We start from the raw sequence: 20619 nt of genomic DNA, 5'->3' as shown, positions 1-20619 counted from the left end.
CCATCTTCGAGAATGATTTTGACTTTGGCATCTCGCTGTTCTGGCTGTAATACATGTTTACGAAAATACTCAGACTCTGGTGAGTTGGATGCTAGGTCAATTTCGCCACCACCTTCCAAAAACAACTCTGTCTTGTGAAGGCCTTCGTTTTTATCGCCGATGACATCCCCATAGGATTCAGTTTTTCTGTAGTCGTGCAGTGTGCCTATCTTCAAGCTGCCACGTGAAAGGAATGCTTGCAGATATTGCTTAGGTAGGTACTTGTAGAGTGGCTGTTGCATGTATCAAAATGACCATGCCGAACAAAAAATAAATTTAGTCAATACACTTGGAAGTATGCAGCAAAGCCTTATCTTGGTACGTACAAGCATGTAGCTCAATCAAGAAATTATTTCAAAGTACTTGATTTGTTGACATTGAATAGCGCATACTTATACAAGGCATGAAGAAACTGGCATTGAGTCAGTATTGCACAATAGCTTAAGTACATAAATTGACGGCTTTAAACGGTCAATTTACGTTTTAGTTTGCATATACGTCTTATACATACGAGAGTTATACATATGAAAAATCTAAATTAAAAACCAAATAAAACGCTACCTTTAACCTGTTGAACCCTCTAATAGTTTGACAGTTTGAGAAATATCACTTCCGCTCTTGGGATTTATCCTTTAACAAGACGCCGAACCCTGACCAAAAAACATTCATGCAGCAAATGCAGGTTAAACATCGCCTGTAGATTGCAAAGCATAAATACATCCAAATGCCCATTTAAAGAATAAATATGTTCAAACGTGCATTCATAAATGAAGTCCACACTTCATCATCCCCAGTTTGGAAAAACGCACTACATCTCCTTTGTGGCATTGAAGAAGAAAGATCAAAGCTGGCTCGTATTCGGGTAGTTGATTTAAGTGCTGAAATTGATCTGATGCAGCGTCAATTTAAATTGGGGTGCCTGATTATAAAATATAAGAAACAATTATGAAAAACATTCAAACAAGAGATACTGAAACATCAACTGAATCAATTACTAATTCAAACCACTCAGATGAATCAATCTATAAAGACAAGACAAACTACTTAGATCAGGAGTATTATTCTTATAGACAACATGGAATTATCAGAACCTCTTTGATTCATCCACATGTCAGAAGTATTGGCAAACTAATTGAACAAAAACAAAGCCAAGGATATATTCTTTATGCGGTAACAATTACATATCAAGACTGGGAAACTCATACACCAACCGCCAAAGATATCAACAATTATTTCAGACAGACATATTGGGATAACCTCTTGCCAGATCATATTTTCGAAGACAATCATTGGCATAAAGGGGTAGCAAAAAAGGCATCACAGCCAATCGTGTATGCATTCATTGATGAACATGAGTCGAAAGTAACTAGAGTCATTTCAAGAAAAAAGAGAAATAACTTAGAGTTCTCTACCAGACTACACCACCATGCAATCTTTGCGGTTCATCCAACTCATCAGGATAAGATGGACCAATTGATTGGTGAGAACACATTAAAACCCTTCCACAAATACTTAATAATGAGTAGTTGTGTTAAGCGATGTGATATCAATTGGGTTTTATATGCAGGGAAATTGTATTCCAGAAATAATGAAGAATTCCCCGCCTTTGGACCATTATCAGAAGTTATTCGCCCATCAAATGTAAGATGATCTCTAATGGACTGTCTTGCCTTGTACACATATGCTTACCGAAATTTTGATGCATCAGATTGAAACAGGTAGAAATATCCGATACGCCAGTCAAATTTAGTTTAACCAAGGAAAATTGATGCAGTTTATTTTTGGGTAAGAAAGCTGTTTCCACCTCTTCCAAGGGTAAATTAAGAAGAGTGGCAATCACTCGTGGAACATGAGTGCAATTCATTTCACCCATGAGTTCAAGTGATCGACTCAAGATCGGCTCTGATTGGATCAAGATGAAGAGACCGAAGATAGCAGCTTCGACTTCACTTAGCTTTAAGTGATCTGTGAAAAATTGCAGGTTTTTCTTTAGATAATCGGGAAAAACTCTTTTAGGTGATTTTTCTTCCCACTCAGTCAAAATTTTAATGATGTTTGGAATCAAGATTTTTACTCCATGACTTCTTAGGCATTGTCCTGCATTTTCAATTCCAATAGATCTACAAGCTAAATCAATCACTCCAGATTCATTGGGATTTAGCCTGCCTGTAATTAAGGAATGCTTTAATCCACGAAGAATTACTAGGCATAAAAAATTCCAATAGGGAATTTCCTCTTGAATCAAAGATGTGATTGCATGATTTGAGATGTCTCTGGAGACGAGTTTTAAGTTTGTGGAGAAGCTCTTTTCTGTGAATTCTTCATCAAACTCACCGTTGTCATAAAGTCGTTGAAGCCAATAATGCGAAAAAATCATTGAAAGGATATTAATCTATTAGTAAATTTCCAATTAGGCGTCGTAATCGGCACTATCAATTTGATCTTCCCAAAATTGCTTTGCATCTGCTTCATTGGTGAATGACTCAAGTACTTCCATTCCTCCTAAAGGCCTTGGATACCAAAGTTGCCACTCATTACGGCATTCGTCGTATGTGCAATAGAGTTCTACTTTATCTTCATTCATATATGATGCCATTATATTACCAAATCTATTTTCTCGTGTAATTGATCAACCAACAAGAAAGGCTCAAATGAAAAGATCTGGACGTAATCGCAATACTAACCCTAGGATTTCATGCTTAGCTGAATATGTTCGTCTGCTTGGCGATAAATCGATGTCAAAAGATACACAACGAAAATTCATTGCTGCACATCACGGCGAATGGACAGAGATAACCGCCGATGCACTGATGGAAATGGTTAAAGGTCTTAACCCTAGAAAACCTGATTAATGTCATAAATTGCTATGCAAGTATTCTATGCAGTTTAGCAATGGAAGAACATTTAATCGTTAATTCTTTTGAGCTTAGACCATTCATAGGCTGCATCAATATGTTTAGCAGCAAACGGTGAGAGGTATTTTTCATTTGGTTTGATACCCACTCTTCCTAGGTCAAGCCGGTCGGAATCCCAACAGGTTTGGATAGTGACACACTCATGTACATGTCCATAGCTGTGAAATCTAATAGCGTGCACCAACTTGTCGAGCCCTGAATCCGGCAGGTCGAAATAAATTTGGTTCAATGACTCGGCATATTCTGCGGCCCTTTCTCCATGCATGCGATCTTCATTTTCATTGATCCTTTGACTGTCATGCAAAAAAGCAAAGAGTTCCACAACCAACAAATCTGCTCCAGATTCTTTAGCAATGGTTAACGCATGATGCCGAACTCGCGTCCAGTGATTGGTTCCATGGTAGCCAGATATGCTGATCCGAAACTGAGACATAACCTCAGCAAGCAATCCCTTACGGTCAAACAAAATCGGGGCCATTGAATTCATTCACACTCATTGAACAATAATTTGGGCAAGTTGTGTTGACCACATTTGAAATAATATGCAGGTGAATGTATGGGGTACTCACCTTAAAGATTGATATAAATCATCAACAAAAGGCTTAGGCATATATTGTATTGTAAACGCATCACCAATTGCAAGCTATATTTTGATTATTTGTTTTGTCAAATTCCTTATCAAATCCTTGACTTTCTATATCTGAAATATTACAATAAGCATATGGACACCGATGATCCATACTTAAAGGAGTAACAATGGGGAACAAAAGACATTTTAATAAAAATATGATTATACCAAATGGTCGAGGTAGCGGACAACGCTTATGTAATGCTCCGGATGATTTAATCTACTGGGCTGTAATGCAAGCGGAACGATGTCGAAATCTTGATATGTTCTTATGGGAGTTTATGAGGAGAGGATTGACGGTCAAGAAAAGTTAAGAAACTAATTTAATACTTTAACCGCTAGATTTCTCAGCCTTTACCACTAAACACGACTTTAGATGAGGTGGTTGGAGAAACAGAGTATGAATCAAGTCGATTCATAATCAGCACGCATAATTATTGCACGCTGTCCAAATATTATTATGGATAATATATGTCTTCAAATTTTATAGTGTTAAATTCTGCAAATATCACGTTCGGTCAAAAGAGTGGTACTGGGCTTAAAAAGATTCAAGCTGAACTTTTGGGTGTTCCTTATCCACTCCGTCATGGATGGAAAAAAGGTTTAAACGGCAAGTCTGTTCAAGTCGAGGTCTATGACCTTTTTGTAAGTTATGGAAGAATTTAACAATACTGATATTTCATGCTTTTAAAGAAAACCCGTCATTGTGCGGGTTTTTTACTTGTTTTTTCTTCTTTAGCCATCACTTCCCCATATGAAGACAATTACATCCTCGATGAGCTTGATTTGGCGATAAATTCAGAAATCCATAAAATACAAGTGTTAAAACTTAATAGGATTATTACCATGACTTTCACTAATGCAGTTCTTGAATCTTTTAAAAAACGAATGCATGATATTTTGAACAAAGAACCAGTACTCAAGAAGAAATATCAAGAACGAACCATGGCTAAGATCCTTCGTCTTGCAAACGAAGCTGAATTACCGGCGTCCAAAATCTTGAATGCATTGAATGGAACCAGTCCAACAAGTTCTAAAACGGTGAAAACTTCAAAGGGCATAAAGAAAACTCTGGTTCGAGCTAAGGTAGCTGCCAAATATCGTAATCCCGTAGATCCTTCGTTGACTTGGACTGGTCGGGGTAAAGCGCCTACTTGGTGTTCAGATCTCCGAGAAAAAGGCCAACTTGAGTCTGCACTTATTGAACCAACAACACCATTGAGTCAAATTCCCGTTCATGTAGTTCAATAATTTCCCATCAACATGCACCCCATATCTGTTCAGAATGCAGCTATTCAGGCCGGTAAAGTGACATGAGGGTTGCAATCTACACGCGTGAATCCCATCTGAAGCCTTCCAATGATCAGCTAATTGCAATGCGGCAATTTGCACTTCAATCAGGGGATTCTGTTGTTGCTATCTTCTCTGATAAAGGCGATCAATGCTTGAATCCTAGGGAGCCCATGACAGGTCTTGAATCGTTGATGAAAATGGCTGAAAAAAGAGTATTTTCCAAAGTGATGGTATGGGACATATCCATTTTTGGGAATTCACTTGAAGACTTGGTTCGTTTGATTCAACGTCTTCAAAGCTGCAAGGTAGAAGTGCTGTTTCAGAATCAGGGTATTGATACGAGCAATCCTGAAGGGCCTACTGTGCTTAAGTTTGTAGATGCTATGACGCACTATCAAAAGACGCTGATAGCAGCAAAGATCCGTGCTGGGCAGCAAAGGGCCCTAGAGCGCGGGGTGAAGCTGGGTCGTCCTACCAACATGAATGAATCAGTGCGTATCGCCATTAGATTACTTCATGAAAATGGGCTCGGCAAAAAGCAAATCGCCAAACAGTTACGTGTTGGAGTTTGCACTGTCATAGCTTCACTTTGATCAGCGTCAGGGGGGTTTGCCAACGTTCTGGACCCTGTCCCTCGTATGGCCTCACATCTACAATTTAGAACCCCCCCTTTCAGCTTTCATGATGCTCTTTATCCAAACTTGGTGCACTACTTTGGACGGACATTAGAAGCCCACGTCCTATGGCTAGCCAACCATGCCTTTTCCAAGCAAGAGCGCAAGACCTTCTTGGAAATTGGCGTTGAGATGCGGTTCAACCAAGAGGCCAGCAGACAGGACTTGTCCAAGACCACCGCCGAACGGTTGCTAGGACGAAACATCTTTGACGCACATGTCAAAAGATACGTCTCCCAAGCCCAAAAAATAATCAAAAACGTAGAGAATGAGCACTTCCCTGTGTCTACCCGCCAGAAGAAAGAAAGTTGATGTCTGAAATTGTTTACGTCCTGACCAATGAGGCCATGGAAGGCATGGTCAAAATTGGACGCACAACCACCAGCGTCGAGCAACGAATCAGGGAGTTGGACAACACCAGCATGCCGTTGCCATTCCAGTGCTTCTATGCCGCTGAGGTTGGTAATTCGGCCTTGGTGGAAGGCAAACTGCATCGCATCTTTTCCGACAAGCGCATTCGCTCAAATCGAGAGTTTTTCCGTGCTGACGCAAATCAAGTCAAAGAAGCCTCTCTGCTTACCGAGTTGAAAGAGATTATTCATAAGGTTGATGTGGTCGTAGATGACTCAGATCTGCAGAGCGCATCAAACATTGGTGAATTGACGTGAAGCGAAAACTTCACAAAAGCTACAAAGAAGCATATTCAGAACTCAAGCAAGATCTCGTAATAGTTCTGAATCTGCTTCAAGCAATAGTTAAGCGACATTTCACGCCCGCCCAAAAAACTACAAAGTGCCTTGAAGACGGCGTCTTCCCTATGCAGAATGGAGTCGAAAAGTGACGGAAATCGTTAACCCCATTGATGGTGTGGCAGACAAACTTCGCTTAAAAGTAAGGCAGTTATATGCTTTTCTTAAAGAAGCGAACCAAATTCAGTTTCGTCCTGTTAGACGCTTAAGTGATCAGCAATATGTGATTCGTATCGCTGAAATGCCGAAGCATCCCTCTGCGCAATTGTTTCGTCCTGTAAAAGTTGAGAACTCACTAGAAGTACCTGATGTACTGATTCGAGTCTCTAGACCAAAACTCACAAGATGCCCAAATCCTCCAGAGTCCTGCTTAGATTGGTTGCTACCCGGCTGGGATGACCCATACACAAACCCCGAAACTGCTGAAAGTAAAAATCATCAAGCAATTGAGATTGATGAAGAAGGAAATGAAATTGAGGTTACGAAGACAATAATCTTCACTGATGAGCAATTGCGAGTCGATCAGTTTGCCGATTGGTTAGTTGACCGCAAGAAATGGACAGCGCCTGAAATCATTGCTCGTGGCGCAATGAAGTACTTCGAAAATTTTTACACCTTGTATTCAAGAATTGATAAAGAAGGTGAAAAGCTTGAGCTAGTCCTAGCTGATGGCATGCTGTCTTGGAGTACGGAGTCAGGAATTGACGGGGCAGTAAGCATTCAGCACCCGATCATCCTTAAACGCGTCGAATTAAGGTTCAACCCAAACATTCCAGAATTCACAGTACATGAGACGGATAGAGAGGTTGAGCTTTATAACAATCTTTTCCTTGATCTCAAGGAAGTTGAATCAGTTTCGATTCGTAACAGAAAAGAAGAATTAGAAAATTCCGGATATCACCCATTGGGATGGGAAGACACATCGGCATTCCTAAAAGCCTTCGCACTAACAGTGTCACCTACGAAGGGCGAATACCTAGACGAGCCAAGCGATGGAAATAAGAATTACCCTCGTATCTGGAGAGATCCAGTTCTTGTACTAAGAAATCGAACGGCAGGTATTGCGAACGCGGTCGATAAAATTCTTGATCACATTGATGGACAGCCACTGTTTCCCCAGTCTCTCTCTCAGATTACTGGAGAAGCGACTGAATGGAGTGCTTCTGGTTTATCAGACAGTCAAAAAGGCTCATCGTCACATGCTGAGCATGGATCAAAACTCCCTGAGTCTTTTTCCTCAAAAGAAATTCTTCTTGTCAACGAAGCAAACGAAGAACAAATTGAAATCGTAAAGAGACTTGATCGAAGTGGATCAGTGGTTGTTCAAGGTCCTCCGGGTACAGGCAAGACTCACACAATTAGCAACTTGATCGGGCACTTACTTTCTCAGGGTAAATCCATTCTTGTTACGGCTCACACGACTAAGGCACTTAGAGTTTTAAGAGACAAAGTGCCTGACATGCTTAAACCCTTGTGCGTATCTGTTCTAGGGAGCGATCAATTGGCTAGACGTCAGCTTGAGTCTGCTGTTAGCTCTATTACTGAACGACTTACGAGCGAAACATATGAAAGCCTTGCTAAAAAGGCCGAACGATATGAAGAAGAGCGCAACGAACTAATCAAAAGGCAGCTAGCTTTAAAACACTTGCTGAGGGAAGCAATTGAAAATGAGTACAAGACAATTGATCTAGGTGTAAAAAAATACACGCCTGCTGATGCGGCTAGGTTAGTTTTACAAAACAAAAAAGGTAATGATTGGATACCTTCATCAATTAACGTTTCCGTCAGTATTGAAGCAAAGATCACAGACATCGAACGACTGTATGTACTCGGCGCTTCATTCGATCAAAGTGAAGAGGACGACTCCAGACTCCACGTTCCTAAGTTACCTGACTTGCCAAATGAAAGCCAATTCAAGTCGATGGTCGCCGATTTCGAGGCGCTACTTTTACAAGACATATCAGCAGGAAAAGACAAATGGCTCGAAAGCGAAGTAAAGAGTGAGGAACTTGCCTTAGTTCTGGCAAGTTTACTGTCGGAATTTGACGATGAATTGCTTGCTCAAAGCTGGAGGCCGTTCGCTATCGTTGCGGGCTTACATGGAGCAATTGAGCGTCAAGTTTGGACATCACTAATTGAAAAAATTGAATCGGCGGTTGAGTCAAGCGCAAAGTACTCCCTAACACTTCAACACAGAGCCACGCTTTCGAATGAAATTGCCATACATAAGCAATTTGCGCTGCTGAGTCAGATTTGCTTCCATCTTGAAGGCGGGGGAAAACTTGGCTTCCTTCAGTTAGCAACAAAATCCGAATGGAGGCATTTACTTAAAGGCGTTAAGGTCGCCGCAGGAGAACCAACGCATCTTGAGCATTTCAATGCTCTACGCCAGATTGCGGATTTGAAAGCAAAGCGACTTGACCTAGAGGAACTGTGGAATATGAATCGCCCCGCATTTCGAGGAGGCCAGTTGGTTTAAGTTAACACTTCGGTGTTGGCCTTCTCAGCGAGTTGCCGATAGTAGTTGGCCTCAGCCTCGGCAGGTGGAATATACCCAATCGACTCCAGCAGTCGGTGGTGGTTGAACCATGACACCCATTCAAGGGTTGCCAATTCCACAGACTCCTTCGTTTTCCAAGGCGCACGGCGGTGAATCAATTCGGCCTTGTACAACCCGTTAATCGTTTCGGCCAACGCGTTGTCATAGCTGTCACCACGACTCCCCACCGAGGGTTCTATGCCCGCTTGCGCTAGACGCTCGGTGTACAAGATGGAGACGTATTGCGACCCCCTATCCGAATGTGAACGGGAATGAGATAAACCCAAGGGAAGTAACGAGATAAATCCGGGAAGAGGCTGGAACAATCGGGAAGAAACGGGACGGGTTCTAAAAAACGCTTGCAACAGGCGAAAATAATAACCGGCTCGACTTCGGGCGGCTCAACCGAGCTTCCCATCCACTAAATCACGCATCAAGCCCAAAATTGACTCGCTGGCTTTCGGGGTCAGCTCCAGATCGGTGCCTTTCATCCGCATGGGCAGATATGGACGGGCGGGAATGGTCACCTTGCGACCTCGGCCAGCTTGGCCACCAAACTGGTGAATGGCCGCGTAAGGCTTGGAAACCGACAGGCCCGCTTCTTTGCTGTTGCTGAACGGCTGGACACTGGCGGCCAAGCCACCCGCTGACACCTGGAGCATCTTGCCAGGCCATTGGCCCTTCTTCTCACGTCGCCGGATGGTGGACAGCGCCAACTTCGGCCACTTCTCCCCATCACCTTCTTTTGCAAACGCGGCCTCGGTCAGAGAAAGCAACTCGACCGAGATGCCGCGCATCAGCACCTGTGGATTCATCAGGCGGCGCTGAATAGAGGCCAGTTCGGCGCTCACGGCGCTGCTGTTGACCTCAAGGCGAAGCTCGCTCACTGGTTGCTCCCGTGGTAATCGGCGGCAGGGTTGTAGTCCCAGCCTGCATCTGGCTGGAATGGCTTGTCCATGCCCGGCAAAACGAGGCGTTTGACCTTGAGCATGGAGCCATCCTTCTGGGGTACATCGACCTGCTGGACGTAGCCTTCAGCGGAGCCAACCACCAAACCCTCGCGCCGAAGCGTGGATTCAGAGAGCGGCGTAGCCCGGCACCGGCACCGCCAGCCGTTGGGTGGATATGCCACCGACCAAGCCACATCGTCATGACGAAACACACGGCCATTCATGGCTCGGTGTGTTGGCCGCGTGCGGCTGTCCAGCACTGCGACGTATTGCCAATATGGGTGCGTGCCCGTGGAGTCCTTCATGCTGCGGTACCGACCGGCCATGAAGGCCGTCTGTATGTTCTGCTCATAGATCAGCTTCAGGCGGCGCGGGCTGCCCAACTCAACGGGTCGGCTGGAATCAGGGTGGTAAGTGGTGATTTCGCCGGTTGCCTTGTCAATCGCCTTGCCCCACCAACCCTTGGCTTGCAAGGTTGGCGTGAGCTTGTCGGTGAACTGTTGGTAGCTCTCGCCTTTGGCCAGGGCATCCAGCAAGGCTTGCCGGATGTCTTCCAACACGTCATAACCTGCCGACCGCGCCACGGTGAAGGCCCGGCGATGGGCGACCTGCCACAGATCGCGCCATGAATCGCTGACCTGCAAGCCTTTGGAGCGCAGGAACTCGACCGCCTGGTCTGGCGGCATCTTCATGGCTGCGACGATGGTGGCTTGATCGACGTTCATTCACCCAACTCCTGAAGCACTGCATCAGCGCCCACCAGCTCGGCAATGAACATGGCACGGGCCACGGCTTCAATCAGCACGCTATCGGCCACCAGTGGGTTTTCGCTGGCCAGCAGCTCCAGCGCGGCCTCGGCGGTGCTGGCTTTGGTCAACGCCTCCACAGCGGGCTTCAGCCAGGCTTCGACTTGAGGCTGCAAGGTGGCATCCAGATCGGCCAAGGCACCGTCGATGGCGTCCTGGTCGGGAAAAGCGGTTTTGCCGTCGCTTTGGCTTGCCGACAGAGCGGCCAGTGCGGCTTTGGTTGTCGCCTTTGGTTTGTCAGTCGCTGGCGTGGCAGGCTGTGCGGCCTGAGTGGCCAGCACGTCTTCGTTGTCCGCTGGCTGCGGGATGCGCAATTTTTCATGCGCCCACTGCGTGGGAATCTTCATGCCGATGCTCACCAACTTGGGCAGGCTGTCCGAGTAGGTCTTGAGGTCTTCGGCTTCCAGCGTGTCGTACACAAAGCGCGGGCAGCGGCGAATGTCGGCCCAACCCTTGTTGATCGCCAACAGTGGGTAAATCAGGCTCCGCGTGATGGTGCCTGCCAACTGTTTGCAGTCGCTATCACGAATGTCCAGGCGAATTTCGTTCTGGATGTTAGACAGCCCTTCACCAATGCCACCGCGTCCGGTGTCCATGCCGAGGGTGCTGCCTGTGATCGCCTTGGACTGCGTCTTTTCGCACCAGTCGATCATGGCTTGAAAGGGCTTTTCGGAGCCTTGGGCGGCCTCCTGAAACTCAATGGCCATAGAGGCGGGAATGATGCCTGCGGCGTTGTGGCCAATGCCAGCGACCGCACGCCACAAGGTGGCCTTTTCAGTTTCCGTGGCTTGCGAGGGGAACTTGCCAATGCGCAAAGGCAGGCCGTAGATGTCCAAGAATTCGGCCAGGTCGCCCACGGAGAAGTGCTTGAACAAGTAAGGCCAAACCAGCACGCGTGCCAAGCCTGAACGGGCCGTGTAACCGCTCATGGCACGGTGAATGTGCAGCATCCAGCCAAAGGGCTGGAGCTTTTCGCCATCGGGTGAGCTGTCACGCAGACGCAGTTCGTTGCGGGTTTCAAGGTCAAGCTGGAACCATGTCTGAGGCCGATGGTTGGCGCACTGCACCGTCCAGTCGCTGCCGATGCGTTGCCACTGCAGCTCCAGCGCTGAAAAGCCGTGGCCAATGCCGTCGAGCGCGTCAAACTGCATGTCCTCGAAGTCGCTCATGTCCTGCAGCAGCTCTTTCACATAGGCCGTGAGGTTCTCTTCTTCCTTGCTTGGGTTGCGCGGGGGCACGATGTCCCAGTTCAACTTGATCACGGCACGCTTGCGCTTGCTCAGCTCAGAGAACACATGGCCATCGCGCTCTTCCATGTCGCGGAACAGCTCATGCTGCGAGATCAGGTTGCCCTGCTCAGCCGACTCCAGGATGGAGTTCAGGCGTGCCGGATTGATGCCCCGCGACGGATGCCCAGCCACTTGCCGATGCAGCGTGGTCAGACGTGATGTCTGGGGTTGGTCGAGCGTACCGCTCTCAAGCGGTTGCCCGAACTGATCAACCAATTTCGCCATAAACACTCTCCTTTAACCAGCGCCAAACTTTGGGAATAAGGCGCTTGGTCACAAACTCGATAGCCACCGCGCTGGCGGCGATGCCAATACCAAAAAAGAAACCCTGAACAATCCACTCGAACACGATCATGTCGGTCACCAATCCCCACGGCGTTCAATTTGCGGCAAGTCCAGGCTGGTGGTTGGCCGCATGAAATTGCTGGGTGCGGCTTGGCCTGTTGAATAGCCGCCAAGCGGCACTTCGATGTATTCGATGGAGCCGCCACCTTGATTGCTGGCAAACCACGCCAGGCACAAAGCCACGGCGGCATCACCGTGGCGCTGTTGGCCTTGGCCCGTCTTGGTCTTGCCTTCTGGAATGCGCGGGATGCCCTTGACCACGGTGATTGCTCGCAGATCGTCCAGGATGTCGCGGTCTTTGGGCATACTGGCCAGCGTGCCGTCCTCAAAGGCGGCTTTGAGCTTAGGCATGTTTTCCAGATACCAGTTTTGCGTGAGCATCACCTGAGCGATGCTGCTGGAGCCATAGCGCTGCATGGCCACCTCGGCCAAGTACTGGCCGTTGCCTCGGGCATCAAACGCACCGTAGCCAAAGCGTGGCAGGCGGTCGGTGATCCAGAAGACGATCTGCTCTTGCTGCTTGAAGGGCACATTGCGCATTTCCACCAAGAACGGGTTGACCCGCTCCAAGCCTTGCATCTCCAGCAGCGGGATCAACACGGACAAGTCGCCACTGCGCCCGAAGTCCATACCGATGCTGCTGCGTGCTGTGCGGGGTAACGTGGCCAGCAAGGGGGCTACCTCACGCTCCAGCCACTCTTCTGCATGCGTTGCACGCACGTGGTCGGGCAGCTGATCAAACCCTTCCGCACAGGTGTAACGAAGCACCTTGCAATCGCTGCTCATGCGCGATTCGATCAGGGCGCGGGACAGGTAGGCACCCGTGCTGTTCGATGGCACACAGTCCAACTCTTCGGCATCGTTGGGGCGATAGATGGCGCGGATTTCCTCGGCCCAGGTGGCTTGAGCCTCGGGGCTCCAGATGCGCTTGCTGGCAGCGAACACCCGTTGGCACAAGCCTTGTTCAATCGCTTCATCGAAGGTGATGCGGTGCAGGCTGTAGGGCTTCTTGCCTGCGCGGATGTCGTTGACAAGGTCGGCGAACGGGTTGTCCACCCCGAAGTGCGTGCTGATGATGGAGACGCTACCGCCCCAGATCAATAGCGCAAAGGCTGACTTGAGCAGGTCGGGCAGATCAGGGTGGAAAGCCGCCTCATCAATCACCACGCGGCCTTGTTTGCCGCGCAGGTTGCGTGGGCTGCTGGACAGCGCGGTGATGCGGTTGCCAGAGGCAAAGTTGATGCGGTAGGCCAAGATGTCGCGGTCTTCATCTTCGACCACGATCTGCTCCATTGCCTCGGCGGCGATTTGGTAGTGCCCAGCCCACCAGGCGCAATCGCGGATGAATTCCTGGGCCATGTCTTGCGAGTAGCCCAGATACCAGGTGTCCTGCCCGCCTTGCTTGGCCGCTTCCAGTGCTGAGTTCGCAGCCTCACCCCATGACAGGCCGACACGGCGTGACTTTTCGCAGACCTTCACTTGGGCGGTGTCAGCGATCCACTGCTGCTGATAAGGGAGTAAGACGGCGGTCATGTCAGCGGCGCTTTCTGAGCGGCAGGCGTTTGGCGATGTTGCGGCGCTTGGTGGTCTGGCGCTTGATGGCGGCATTGCTGCCCTTGCGACGGCCACCAAAGCCGCCCACGCTGGGCATGGATAGGCTTGGCAGCGTCCAGATGAACCGAGGCAAAAAGCCGCCAATCAAGGCGGCGATGGTGGGCAACAGGCGGAGCATCATTCGGCGATCCCCAAAATGCGGCGCTTGATCTGCTCGACCGCGTCGTCGGTCAGGCCGACACTCTTGGCTGCGATACCGGCTTCCTTGGCGGCCTCGGCCAGCGCTGACTTGCGTGCCTCCATCTGCCAGCGCTTTTGCGCGACGGAGGCCTTGCCCAGCTCGGCCACAGCGCGGGCCAGCTTGGTCAGATCAATGCTGGTGGGGTCAACTTCCAACTCCATGAGGATGCCGAACATCTTCTCTTGAGTGAGGCGCACCAAGGCATCGTTGACAGCACCGTCATCATCGGGCGAAGCCTGCACCACGGCGCGGGCTTGCTCGGTGACCATGCGCAAGGTCTTGAGGCGCTCTTCAAAGTCTTGGCCATAACGATGCAAGCCCGTCTTGCTGATCTCGCAGCCGCGCTTCTTCAGCTCGGCAGACAGCAGCTCGTACTGGCTGAAATTGCTTTGCACCAAAGCCTGATCAAGCCAGGCTTTGATTTCGGGTGGCAACTGCTCAACCTTGGAACGGGGCGGCATGGCGGATCACCAGTACTTGTTAGGACGAGCGATGCCAGGCTCGCAGGGCACGGTGTACTCCACCACGTCCAGCCCAAAGCGGTCGAGCTTGCAGAACCACTGTGGCTGCATGTCGCGGCCCGTGATGGTGATCAGATCGCGCTCGGCCAGATAGTCGAGGTTGCGGCGCATTTCGAGCTGGGTCAGGTCAGGCATCATCGGCGTGATCGCCGAGAACACCACTTGCTCACTCGCCCCCACGGGTTGAGCAGAGTTGAGGGCCAGCAGAATCAGCCAGCGCAGGTTTTCACGGCGGGCTTTTTCGAGGTCTGGGGTCATGCGGACTTCTCCATGAGGCGTTCAATTCGGGAGCCAATAGCGTCGAGCTTGGCGTTGAGTACGGTTTCAAAGCGGATGGCATCCTCCCGGCGTTGGTATTGCAGGGGCAACATCGTCAGCGTTTCGTTGAGTGATGTTTCGATCTTGCTCACGCGGTCGTTTTGATGGTCAATGCGGGCGTCGATCTGTTTGATCAACACCATGCCGAATGTGGCCAACGTGCCGATAAAACTCAGCAGCAAACCCATCAGGTGCCAAAAATCAACTTGAATGGTCATGCCAGTCCTCTTCGTTTTTGTTGTTCCAGTCGTGACTGGCAGTTGATACAAAGCCGCACACCAGGCACGGCCACTTGTCGTTCAACGGTAATGGGCACCTCACATGCCTCGCACTCACTGAGTGATTCGCGTGAGAGCTGCTCTTGACGTGAGCGCGCAAATGCGGCGAGCGCGTCCTCACGTTGGTTGGCCTCAAGGGCTTCTGCGCGGTCTGCAATGTCAGCCATGCTGATAGTTCCCTCGGCCAAACAGGCACACGGCCCAATACATCAATACGCGCCGCCACTTCGGAACACCCAGCACTTCCATTGCTTCCAGGAAGACGCGGTCTGCCCAGGCTTTGGTGCCGATGGCACGCTCATACAAGAAGTCATGCACGATGGCCGCTTTGGCATAGCGGCCATGCGGCGGGAAGATCGTCCAGAGCACGCGGGGCACAGTGGCCAAGTCGGTGACCGTGCCTGCGGGGATGCGGATCACGGACTCGCTGGGAAGTGCCCCGACGTGGTAATCGAACTCGGTGAGCAGCTCCCACTGGTAGTTGTCCAGCATGCGCAGGTCGGCGGGCGTGGTGAATGCACTCATGCCATACCTTTGGATTTCTCAAAGGTGCGCAGACCTCCAAAACCGAGCATGCCGGTGATCAGTGCCATCAAGGTGGACGTGTCCAGATCAGGCATAGGCATGCCGTGGCCAAGGTAGGAGAACACACCATTGGCCAGTGGTCGAATCAGGAATTGATAGGCCAGTCCAAAGCCACACACCCAGCCGATGAATGGCCGCCAGCCACCACGGAAGTTGCTCGCGCTTTGGGCCTCGGCCTTGTTGATGTCGGTCTGTGCCAGCATGAGCTGAAGGTTGGCCTCCAGCTCTTTGAATTCGCCAGCTTGCTGCAACTGCAGCAGCTTGAGTTGGGCTTCGGCTTGTGCCGTAGGGTCAGGCCAAACCTTGCTGATGATCGACTTGCCAATTTCGAGCAATGGGCCAATGAGTAGGGGATTCATGCGACGGCACCTCCGGGTTGTAAACCTTGAGCGAGCTGCGCCAGTGAGAGGCCGCCCGTGTATTGAAAATGGGCGAATTCACGGAAGGTGTCCCAACGGCCAGCCCACTCCAGGCCAACCGACTCACCAATCTTGCCGATGCGCTCCCACAGGACACCATCGGGGCCAGTGGTGCCCCAGACGGGCTTACCTGCGCGAAGAGGAACCACGTCGATGGCCACGCGCCAGTTGTGAAAACTCTGGCCAGGCTTGGCATTGGTCACGCGCTTGCCGGGTGCCGTGCGCCCTTGAGCGAACAAGGCCGCTTGGGCTTCTTGGTCGCGGTAGGTCGAGGTGATGAGGATGTCGATGCCCGCCTTGCTGCAAGCGTCAAGGAACGCTTGTACCCGTGCGCGTGCGGGTGGCAGGAGATCGGAGAGGGAACGTGAATTAACCATGCCGCCAATGGTGGCGGCGACGGTCAATTAAGGCGATTAAAGTGCTTTAAAACTTAATCCGAAAGTTATGCGGGGAACAGCGCACCTTGGCGCTTGGCTACGTCGCGTGCGCGGCCACGTTTGACGATATTGCGAATCTGCACCGTGGTCAGGTCAAACTCATGGGCCAGGTCGTGGTAGTTGGCCCCCTTGAACTTGGCATAGATGGATTCGTCGCGGATCGACATCTCGTAAGCCTCGCCCTTGGGGATGTACTGCTGCTGGCCACCGATCTCTTCACGGATGGCTTCGATCATCTCGAACGCCTTGGCATTGGCAATCGCCAGCGGCAGACCGAGGTCGAGCAGCTTGCGTCCCAAGATTTGGCCCATCTGCTCCAGCAACTCGGGATACCCATCGGGAAACGTCATAACGGTTGGGGGGACTGCTTGGCTCATGATGTGCCTCCACTTTCAATTGTTTTTTTGAGTGCCTCCCAGGCGGCTTGCATGGGGTCGAAAGTTTGCCGGTTTTGCGCAATGCCAACCAGAGAACGCAGGTTGATCAGGTCTTCCTGTGCCACTTGAATTTCAGCGGCCTTGATGGAGGTGGCGAGCTGCTGGGCCATGCTTTTGACCTGGTCGGGCAGGTAACGCATTGACCACTTCTTCAGCGTCTCAATCACCGTCTCAGCCTGCTCGCCCGTGATCCACTGGAGCGCGTCAACCTTGGCGATCCGCTTCACGTAGGCCGCGAGTGATTCTTCGGATGGGTTCCTGACGGCACCGAGCTGATGCAGCATGATCCACAGGGCGCGGATTTTCCGGCTCTCTGCGTCATGGGCCAACGGGCGTGAGCTGGGTGCTGGCGTGCCGGTGCGTGGCCGTGGCTGGCTTGGTTTTCCTGCCTTGGTACGGGGTTTGAAGCCGAGCTTCTTCAGGTGGTCGAGGTAACGCTTGCGGCCAGTCCAATCCAGATCGGCGGCGCTCTTGACCTGGCACACCGACCACAGCAGCGAGCGGTGATCATCGTCAGTCATGCCGAGCTGCTGCACGGCGATGTGAATCTGTGCCAACTCACGGCGGCGAAGGTCGGGCGCGGTAGCGGGTTTCATGGTGCTTTTCTCCAAGTCAAAGGCTCTTTCAAGAGCGTCCTGTCTGCGCTATTGAAAAAGCCCCGGTCGGGCTCCAACACCTGACCGGGGAAACGGCTGGCAACTGCCGGAAAATCAAACATCGGTTGGCCCTATCTGGATGCGGTGATCGCGTGCATTGCCCTGCCACTCACACCCTGCCGCATCACTGAAGTGGTGGGCATCGTCAAAGCAATGCGGGCAAATCCAGCACTGCGCCTGACCGAAGTTGTGGCCACGTTCTTTGATGAGTTGCTGCTGGGCATCGAAGCTGGCGAGGCTCATATCAAACCGCTGCCACGTCGAGGCTGATCGGACGGTACTGATCGCTGGTGCCGATGCGCTCATAAAAGCGCACGTACTCTTTGCTGCCGACCACTTGCAGGCTTTCTCCGATGGCCTTCATGGCCGTTTGCCACTTCTGATCGCGGATGTCCAGGCGGCGCAGTGCCAACACGCGGCCTGTGTTGATCTTGCCTTCCTTGTCGGTTTGAAAGGCGGCTTGCACCAGCACCTTAATTTCGTCGCGGCTACCCTGTGACCAGTCGGTGATGCACTCATCAATGAGCTGCTTGGCTGCTTGCAGGCGCTCATCAAAAATCATGTGTTCGGCGATGGCCACCTGCACCTTGAAGGCACCGTCGAAACTGAACAGCGTGAGGTTGCCCTTCTTGCCGCCCAACTTGACTTCGTACTGCTCAGCGGACAACTCCACGAAGGCATTGATGTCGGCGAAGACGCGGGCCTTGAATTCGCGCAGGCCGTCACTGACGATGCGGGCTTGGCGTGCCATTTCTTTGACCAGTTCATCGCGGGTGCGGTCAATCGGTTTGATCATGCTCTCGGGTATCAAGCAGCCTTTGGCATCGGCGCGGTACCCTGCAGGGACATCAGTTTTTGTGCTCATAGCGTTCTCCAGGTTAAAAATCAGGTGTTCAAGTTGAGCTGCCCCAACAAGGCGGGCAGCGGTACCTTGCGCAGCCGTGCCTCAATGGACAGGCTGTGCATGGCTCGGGAGCGCAGGAAGGCGCAGCACTCCTCAAGTTCGTCGGCGGTTTGGGCGATGTAGTAGCCGGTCTCTGGCGCTCCCACCACAGGCACGCCTTCTTCGCGCAGCTTCGAGATCACCGTGCGCAGGGTGCGCTCATGAATTCCCGTGGTGACCGCCAGCAACCCGGCCTTGATGCCTTTGGTGCGGCCCTTGTGATCGCGGGACAGGTGGAACAGAACGATGCTGCCGAGCGTGTCGCGCTTGGGTTCTGGGAAGATGAACTGCTGCTGGGTCATGGCGTGCCTCCTGTCTAACGGTTCTTGAGGGCCGCGTGGTGTTGGCGCAGTTCGGCTTCGGCCTGGCTCAACTCCTCGGGGGTGCTGCGTTGCTGCTGCTCTTTGGCGCGGGCGGGGCGACCGGCACCGACCATGCCTTTGATCAGGGCATCCAGTTGTGCCTTGATCGCGGGTGGCATGGGGCCGGGGCGTGGTGCGGCCAGCTTCATCGGTTCGGGTGGGCGCGGCATGACATCAAAGACCTGCACCGGGGCAGGCCAAAAATCAACGGTGCCCGCGATGGTCAGAAAGGCGCTTTGAATGCGCTGTGCATCGCGGTCTTCTAGCCAGGCGACATTGCGCGACATGAACACGGCCAGCCACACTTCCACCACCGCGTCGATGGTGTCTGCTGGGGGAGCGTTGCGCAGGCGAAGAGTGAGCAGCGTTTGCAGCCCTTCAATCACGCGAACCTCCAGCCAGTGGGGTGCGTTTGACCATGTCGCGCTCACGTCAGCCTCCTCGCTTGCGTTGCTCCAGGCGGGCAATCGCCTGGGCAGTGGTGGACAAGGGTTTGGCGATGGAGGCGACATCACCGCCTTGCAGCACCACGGCGGTCTGGGCGCTTGCCCGAGCCGATTCGGCGATCACTACCTCGAACAGGTAGCCGTGCGATTTGAGAGGCGGACGCAAGGCACCAGAATCGCGTGCAGCAATCGTTTTTTCGATGGCCGATGCCCAGGCATGCAGCGGTGCCTCATGCACGCGTCCATCACGCTCCAGGCGCTCCTGTTTGATCAGCGGCAGCAGCTCACCCAGCAGCGCGGCGACACGCGGCCAGGTGAGCTTGTTTTTGGCCGGGCGGAACAGTGCCAGGTAACGAATCACCAAGGCACCAATGGCGCTCATGTCCAAGGCGGCTTGCAGGGCTTGTGCTGCAGCGCCTTCATCCACGATCACGTCCAGGCTCATCTGAGCGCCACAGGAGGGGCAGCGGACTTGCATCAGTGCAGCCCTCCCTGCTTGGCCTTTTGCTCTCGTTCGTAATGAGCAGCCAGTTCGGCGAGTTCATTTTTGAGCGTTGCCTGATCGTTTCCGATGTGGGCTTGCACCAACTTGATCAGTCTGTCGCTCAGATAGTTGGCGAGGCAGTTCATGCGGTGCAGGCGCTCGCCCAAGGCGAAGACGCTATCGTTGGCCCGGCGCAGCTCTTCACGAAGCTCTGGCACCGTGGTGAAAGCCTCGGGGTTGGCCATCGTTGGCATTGCAGTGATCGTCATTGCAGATACCCCGCACAAAAGCCAATCAAGCCAACCACGGCCATCAAAGCAAAGATGCGGACAACCCAAGTGCGAGCCAGTCGGCGGCGCTCCATGCGGGTGCGTTGGTGGTCAATCACACCAGGTGCAAAGAAGTGCTGTGCGCTGCATCCATTGCAGCGTGGTTTTTTGTTTTGGCACAGGCCAAGTTGGTCGCAAGTGCGCTTCATACTGAAACCTTTCTGACGTGAATTCGAGTGACGTCCTCGCCAAATCGCTCCAGCGCGTCGGCGGTGGCATCCCAACTGGACGGGAAGAGGCCGGTGTAGAAGTGCTGATCTCCATCGGCATCAACTCGGACGGCGTACTTCAGCAACGGCGCTTTGTCAAAACCGCGCGCTATCTCGCACTCAGGGCAAAGGCATACGCTCTGCGTGTAATCGTGATTAGCAATTGCAGCCAT

General features: G+C 51.5%; 35 protein-coding genes and 1 pseudogene. 8 read left to right on the top strand and 28 right to left on the bottom strand.

The features are described from left to right. Nucleotides 1-281 (bottom strand): hypothetical protein (locus C5F52_RS14520; RefSeq protein WP_201747025.1); only part of this gene is annotated, 281 nt, incomplete at its 3' end. 503 nt (nucleotides 282-784) lie between these two features. On the opposite strand from C5F52_RS14520, the gene C5F52_RS29710 reads away from it, so the two are divergent. Beyond that, complete coding sequence (locus C5F52_RS29710; protein ID WP_146100094.1) at nucleotides 785-988, top strand: hypothetical protein; 204 nt, start codon at nucleotides 785-787, stop codon at nucleotides 986-988. Beyond that, nucleotides 985-1689 (top strand): hypothetical protein, encoded by a 705-nt coding sequence (locus C5F52_RS29705; protein WP_146100093.1) that lies wholly within the window; start codon nucleotides 985-987, stop codon nucleotides 1687-1689. The genes C5F52_RS29710 and C5F52_RS29705 overlap by 4 nt, the downstream gene beginning before the upstream one ends. Here the strand turns inward: C5F52_RS29705 and C5F52_RS14515 are convergent. Next, the gene (locus tag C5F52_RS14515) at nucleotides 1664-2416 is read right to left on the bottom strand and encodes a hypothetical protein (protein ID WP_104799051.1); all 753 of its coding nucleotides are present in this window, start codon (nucleotides 2414-2416) and stop codon (nucleotides 1664-1666) included. The genes C5F52_RS29705 and C5F52_RS14515 overlap by 26 nt on opposite strands. 33 nt (nucleotides 2417-2449) lie before the next feature. Continuing rightward, nucleotides 2450-2623, bottom strand: coding sequence for a hypothetical protein (locus C5F52_RS29920; RefSeq protein ID WP_161499708.1), 174 nt, complete (start codon nucleotides 2621-2623; stop codon nucleotides 2450-2452). Between the two features lie 67 nt (nucleotides 2624-2690). On the opposite strand from C5F52_RS29920, the gene C5F52_RS29700 reads away from it, so the two are divergent. Beyond that, entirely contained in the window at nucleotides 2691-2891 is a 201-nt protein-coding gene (locus C5F52_RS29700; protein WP_146100092.1) for a hypothetical protein, read from the top strand. A 52-nt stretch (nucleotides 2892-2943) separates the two neighbouring features. Here C5F52_RS29700 and C5F52_RS14510 read toward each other — a convergent pair whose 3' ends face one another. After that, a complete protein-coding gene (locus C5F52_RS14510; RefSeq protein WP_201747024.1) occupies nucleotides 2944-3441 on the bottom strand; it encodes a hypothetical protein in 498 nt (165 codons plus the stop codon). 612 nt (nucleotides 3442-4053) lie between these two features. Here C5F52_RS14510 and C5F52_RS29695 point away from each other — a divergent pair. From C5F52_RS29695 to C5F52_RS14485, 5 genes are all read left to right on the top strand, one after another. Continuing rightward, complete coding sequence (locus C5F52_RS29695) at nucleotides 4054-4248, top strand: hypothetical protein (RefSeq protein WP_143474112.1); 195 nt, start codon at nucleotides 4054-4056, stop codon at nucleotides 4246-4248. 15 nt (nucleotides 4249-4263) lie between these two features. Next, complete coding sequence (locus tag C5F52_RS29690; protein ID WP_146100091.1) at nucleotides 4264-4833, top strand: H-NS histone family protein; 570 nt, start codon at nucleotides 4264-4266, stop codon at nucleotides 4831-4833. A 62-nt stretch (nucleotides 4834-4895) separates the two neighbouring features. Continuing rightward, nucleotides 4896-5468 (top strand): recombinase family protein, encoded by a 573-nt coding sequence (locus tag C5F52_RS14500; RefSeq protein WP_104799050.1) that lies wholly within the window; start codon nucleotides 4896-4898, stop codon nucleotides 5466-5468. Between the two features lie 392 nt (nucleotides 5469-5860). Beyond that, a complete protein-coding gene (locus C5F52_RS14490; protein WP_104799048.1) occupies nucleotides 5861-6217 on the top strand; it encodes a GIY-YIG nuclease family protein in 357 nt (118 codons plus the stop codon). A gap of 169 nt (nucleotides 6218-6386) precedes the next feature. Beyond that, nucleotides 6387-8777, top strand: coding sequence for an AAA domain-containing protein (locus C5F52_RS14485; protein WP_104799047.1), 2391 nt, complete (start codon nucleotides 6387-6389; stop codon nucleotides 8775-8777). Here C5F52_RS14485 and C5F52_RS14480 read toward each other — a convergent pair. The 24 genes and pseudogenes from C5F52_RS14480 to C5F52_RS14370 form a co-directional block, all read right to left on the bottom strand. Continuing rightward, a pseudogene (locus C5F52_RS14480) lies at nucleotides 8774-9100 on the bottom strand (integrase core domain-containing protein); the annotation flags it as partial. The gene C5F52_RS14485 and the pseudogene C5F52_RS14480 sit on opposite strands and share 4 nt — an antisense overlap. A gap of 138 nt (nucleotides 9101-9238) precedes the next feature. Continuing rightward, a complete protein-coding gene (locus C5F52_RS14475) occupies nucleotides 9239-9724 on the bottom strand; it encodes a phage virion morphogenesis protein (protein WP_201747023.1) in 486 nt (161 codons plus the stop codon). Next, nucleotides 9721-10512 carry a phage minor head protein gene (locus C5F52_RS14470; protein WP_201747022.1) on the bottom strand — a complete coding sequence of 264 codons (792 nt, stop codon included), beginning with the start codon at nucleotides 10510-10512 and terminating at the stop codon, nucleotides 9721-9723. The genes C5F52_RS14475 and C5F52_RS14470 overlap by 4 nt, the downstream gene beginning before the upstream one ends. Beyond that, nucleotides 10509-12107, bottom strand: a complete 1599-nt coding sequence (locus C5F52_RS14465) for a DUF935 domain-containing protein (protein WP_104799046.1) — start codon at nucleotides 12105-12107, stop codon at nucleotides 10509-10511. Before C5F52_RS14465 ends, C5F52_RS14470 begins: the two co-directional genes overlap by 4 nt. Beyond that, entirely contained in the window at nucleotides 12091-12246 is a 156-nt protein-coding gene (locus tag C5F52_RS29915; RefSeq protein ID WP_161499707.1) for a hypothetical protein, read from the bottom strand. Before C5F52_RS29915 ends, C5F52_RS14465 begins: the two co-directional genes overlap by 17 nt. Further along, nucleotides 12243-13760, bottom strand: coding sequence for a terminase large subunit domain-containing protein (locus C5F52_RS14460; RefSeq protein WP_236657873.1), 1518 nt, complete (start codon nucleotides 13758-13760; stop codon nucleotides 12243-12245). Before C5F52_RS14460 ends, C5F52_RS29915 begins: the two co-directional genes overlap by 4 nt. A gap of 1 nt (nucleotide 13761) precedes the next feature. Further along, complete coding sequence (locus tag C5F52_RS14455; RefSeq protein WP_104799045.1) at nucleotides 13762-13962, bottom strand: hypothetical protein; 201 nt, start codon at nucleotides 13960-13962, stop codon at nucleotides 13762-13764. After that, nucleotides 13959-14483, bottom strand: coding sequence for a DUF3486 family protein (locus C5F52_RS14450; RefSeq protein ID WP_104799044.1), 525 nt, complete (start codon nucleotides 14481-14483; stop codon nucleotides 13959-13961). The genes C5F52_RS14455 and C5F52_RS14450 overlap by 4 nt, the downstream gene beginning before the upstream one ends. A 6-nt stretch (nucleotides 14484-14489) precedes the next feature. Beyond that, on the bottom strand, nucleotides 14490-14801 hold the full coding sequence (locus C5F52_RS14445; protein ID WP_104799043.1) for a hypothetical protein: 312 nt from the start codon (nucleotides 14799-14801) through the stop codon (nucleotides 14490-14492). Beyond that, nucleotides 14798-15079 carry a hypothetical protein gene (locus C5F52_RS14440; RefSeq protein ID WP_104799042.1) on the bottom strand — a complete coding sequence of 94 codons (282 nt, stop codon included), beginning with the start codon at nucleotides 15077-15079 and terminating at the stop codon, nucleotides 14798-14800. The genes C5F52_RS14445 and C5F52_RS14440 overlap by 4 nt, the downstream gene beginning before the upstream one ends. After that, nucleotides 15076-15306 carry a TraR/DksA C4-type zinc finger protein gene (locus tag C5F52_RS14435; RefSeq protein ID WP_104799041.1) on the bottom strand — a complete coding sequence of 77 codons (231 nt, stop codon included), beginning with the start codon at nucleotides 15304-15306 and terminating at the stop codon, nucleotides 15076-15078. Before C5F52_RS14435 ends, C5F52_RS14440 begins: the two co-directional genes overlap by 4 nt. Beyond that, complete coding sequence (locus C5F52_RS14430; RefSeq protein ID WP_104799040.1) at nucleotides 15299-15664, bottom strand: DUF1353 domain-containing protein; 366 nt, start codon at nucleotides 15662-15664, stop codon at nucleotides 15299-15301. Before C5F52_RS14430 ends, C5F52_RS14435 begins: the two co-directional genes overlap by 8 nt. Then, nucleotides 15661-16083, bottom strand: a complete 423-nt coding sequence (locus C5F52_RS14425) for a holin family protein (protein ID WP_104799039.1) — start codon at nucleotides 16081-16083, stop codon at nucleotides 15661-15663. Before C5F52_RS14425 ends, C5F52_RS14430 begins: the two co-directional genes overlap by 4 nt. After that, nucleotides 16080-16547: a M15 family metallopeptidase gene (locus C5F52_RS14420; RefSeq protein ID WP_104799038.1), complete on the bottom strand. Its 468-nt coding sequence runs from the start codon at nucleotides 16545-16547 to the stop codon at nucleotides 16080-16082. The genes C5F52_RS14425 and C5F52_RS14420 overlap by 4 nt, the downstream gene beginning before the upstream one ends. A gap of 38 nt (nucleotides 16548-16585) precedes the next feature. Continuing rightward, nucleotides 16586-16957 (bottom strand): Mor transcription activator family protein, encoded by a 372-nt coding sequence (locus C5F52_RS14415; protein WP_104799037.1) that lies wholly within the window; start codon nucleotides 16955-16957, stop codon nucleotides 16586-16588. Continuing rightward, on the bottom strand, nucleotides 16954-17613 hold the full coding sequence (locus tag C5F52_RS14410; protein ID WP_104799036.1) for a gp16 family protein: 660 nt from the start codon (nucleotides 17611-17613) through the stop codon (nucleotides 16954-16956). The genes C5F52_RS14415 and C5F52_RS14410 overlap by 4 nt, the downstream gene beginning before the upstream one ends. A gap of 114 nt (nucleotides 17614-17727) precedes the next feature. After that, on the bottom strand, nucleotides 17728-17916 hold the full coding sequence (locus tag C5F52_RS29685) for a hypothetical protein (protein ID WP_146100090.1): 189 nt from the start codon (nucleotides 17914-17916) through the stop codon (nucleotides 17728-17730). A gap of 1 nt (nucleotide 17917) precedes the next feature. Then, nucleotides 17918-18538 carry a DUF3164 family protein gene (locus C5F52_RS14400; protein WP_104799034.1) on the bottom strand — a complete coding sequence of 207 codons (621 nt, stop codon included), beginning with the start codon at nucleotides 18536-18538 and terminating at the stop codon, nucleotides 17918-17920. Nucleotides 18539-18558: 20 nt separating this feature from the next. Continuing rightward, complete coding sequence (locus tag C5F52_RS14395) at nucleotides 18559-18918, bottom strand: HTH domain-containing protein (protein WP_104799033.1); 360 nt, start codon at nucleotides 18916-18918, stop codon at nucleotides 18559-18561. 14 nt (nucleotides 18919-18932) lie between these two features. Continuing rightward, nucleotides 18933-19409 (bottom strand): hypothetical protein, encoded by a 477-nt coding sequence (locus tag C5F52_RS14390; RefSeq protein WP_146100089.1) that lies wholly within the window; start codon nucleotides 19407-19409, stop codon nucleotides 18933-18935. A 1-nt stretch (nucleotide 19410) separates the two neighbouring features. After that, nucleotides 19411-19869, bottom strand: a complete 459-nt coding sequence (locus tag C5F52_RS14385; protein ID WP_104799031.1) for a hypothetical protein — start codon at nucleotides 19867-19869, stop codon at nucleotides 19411-19413. A 32-nt stretch (nucleotides 19870-19901) separates the two neighbouring features. After that, nucleotides 19902-20177, bottom strand: coding sequence for a hypothetical protein (locus tag C5F52_RS14380; protein ID WP_104799030.1), 276 nt, complete (start codon nucleotides 20175-20177; stop codon nucleotides 19902-19904). Further along, nucleotides 20174-20386 (bottom strand): hypothetical protein, encoded by a 213-nt coding sequence (locus C5F52_RS14375; RefSeq protein WP_104799029.1) that lies wholly within the window; start codon nucleotides 20384-20386, stop codon nucleotides 20174-20176. Before C5F52_RS14375 ends, C5F52_RS14380 begins: the two co-directional genes overlap by 4 nt. Next, nucleotides 20383-20619 carry a hypothetical protein gene (locus tag C5F52_RS14370; protein WP_104799028.1) on the bottom strand — a complete coding sequence of 79 codons (237 nt, stop codon included), beginning with the start codon at nucleotides 20617-20619 and terminating at the stop codon, nucleotides 20383-20385. Before C5F52_RS14370 ends, C5F52_RS14375 begins: the two co-directional genes overlap by 4 nt.

The sequence above is a fragment of the Limnohabitans sp. TS-CS-82 genome (assembly GCF_002943475.1).
This window is presented reverse-complemented; position numbering and strand designations above follow the sequence as displayed.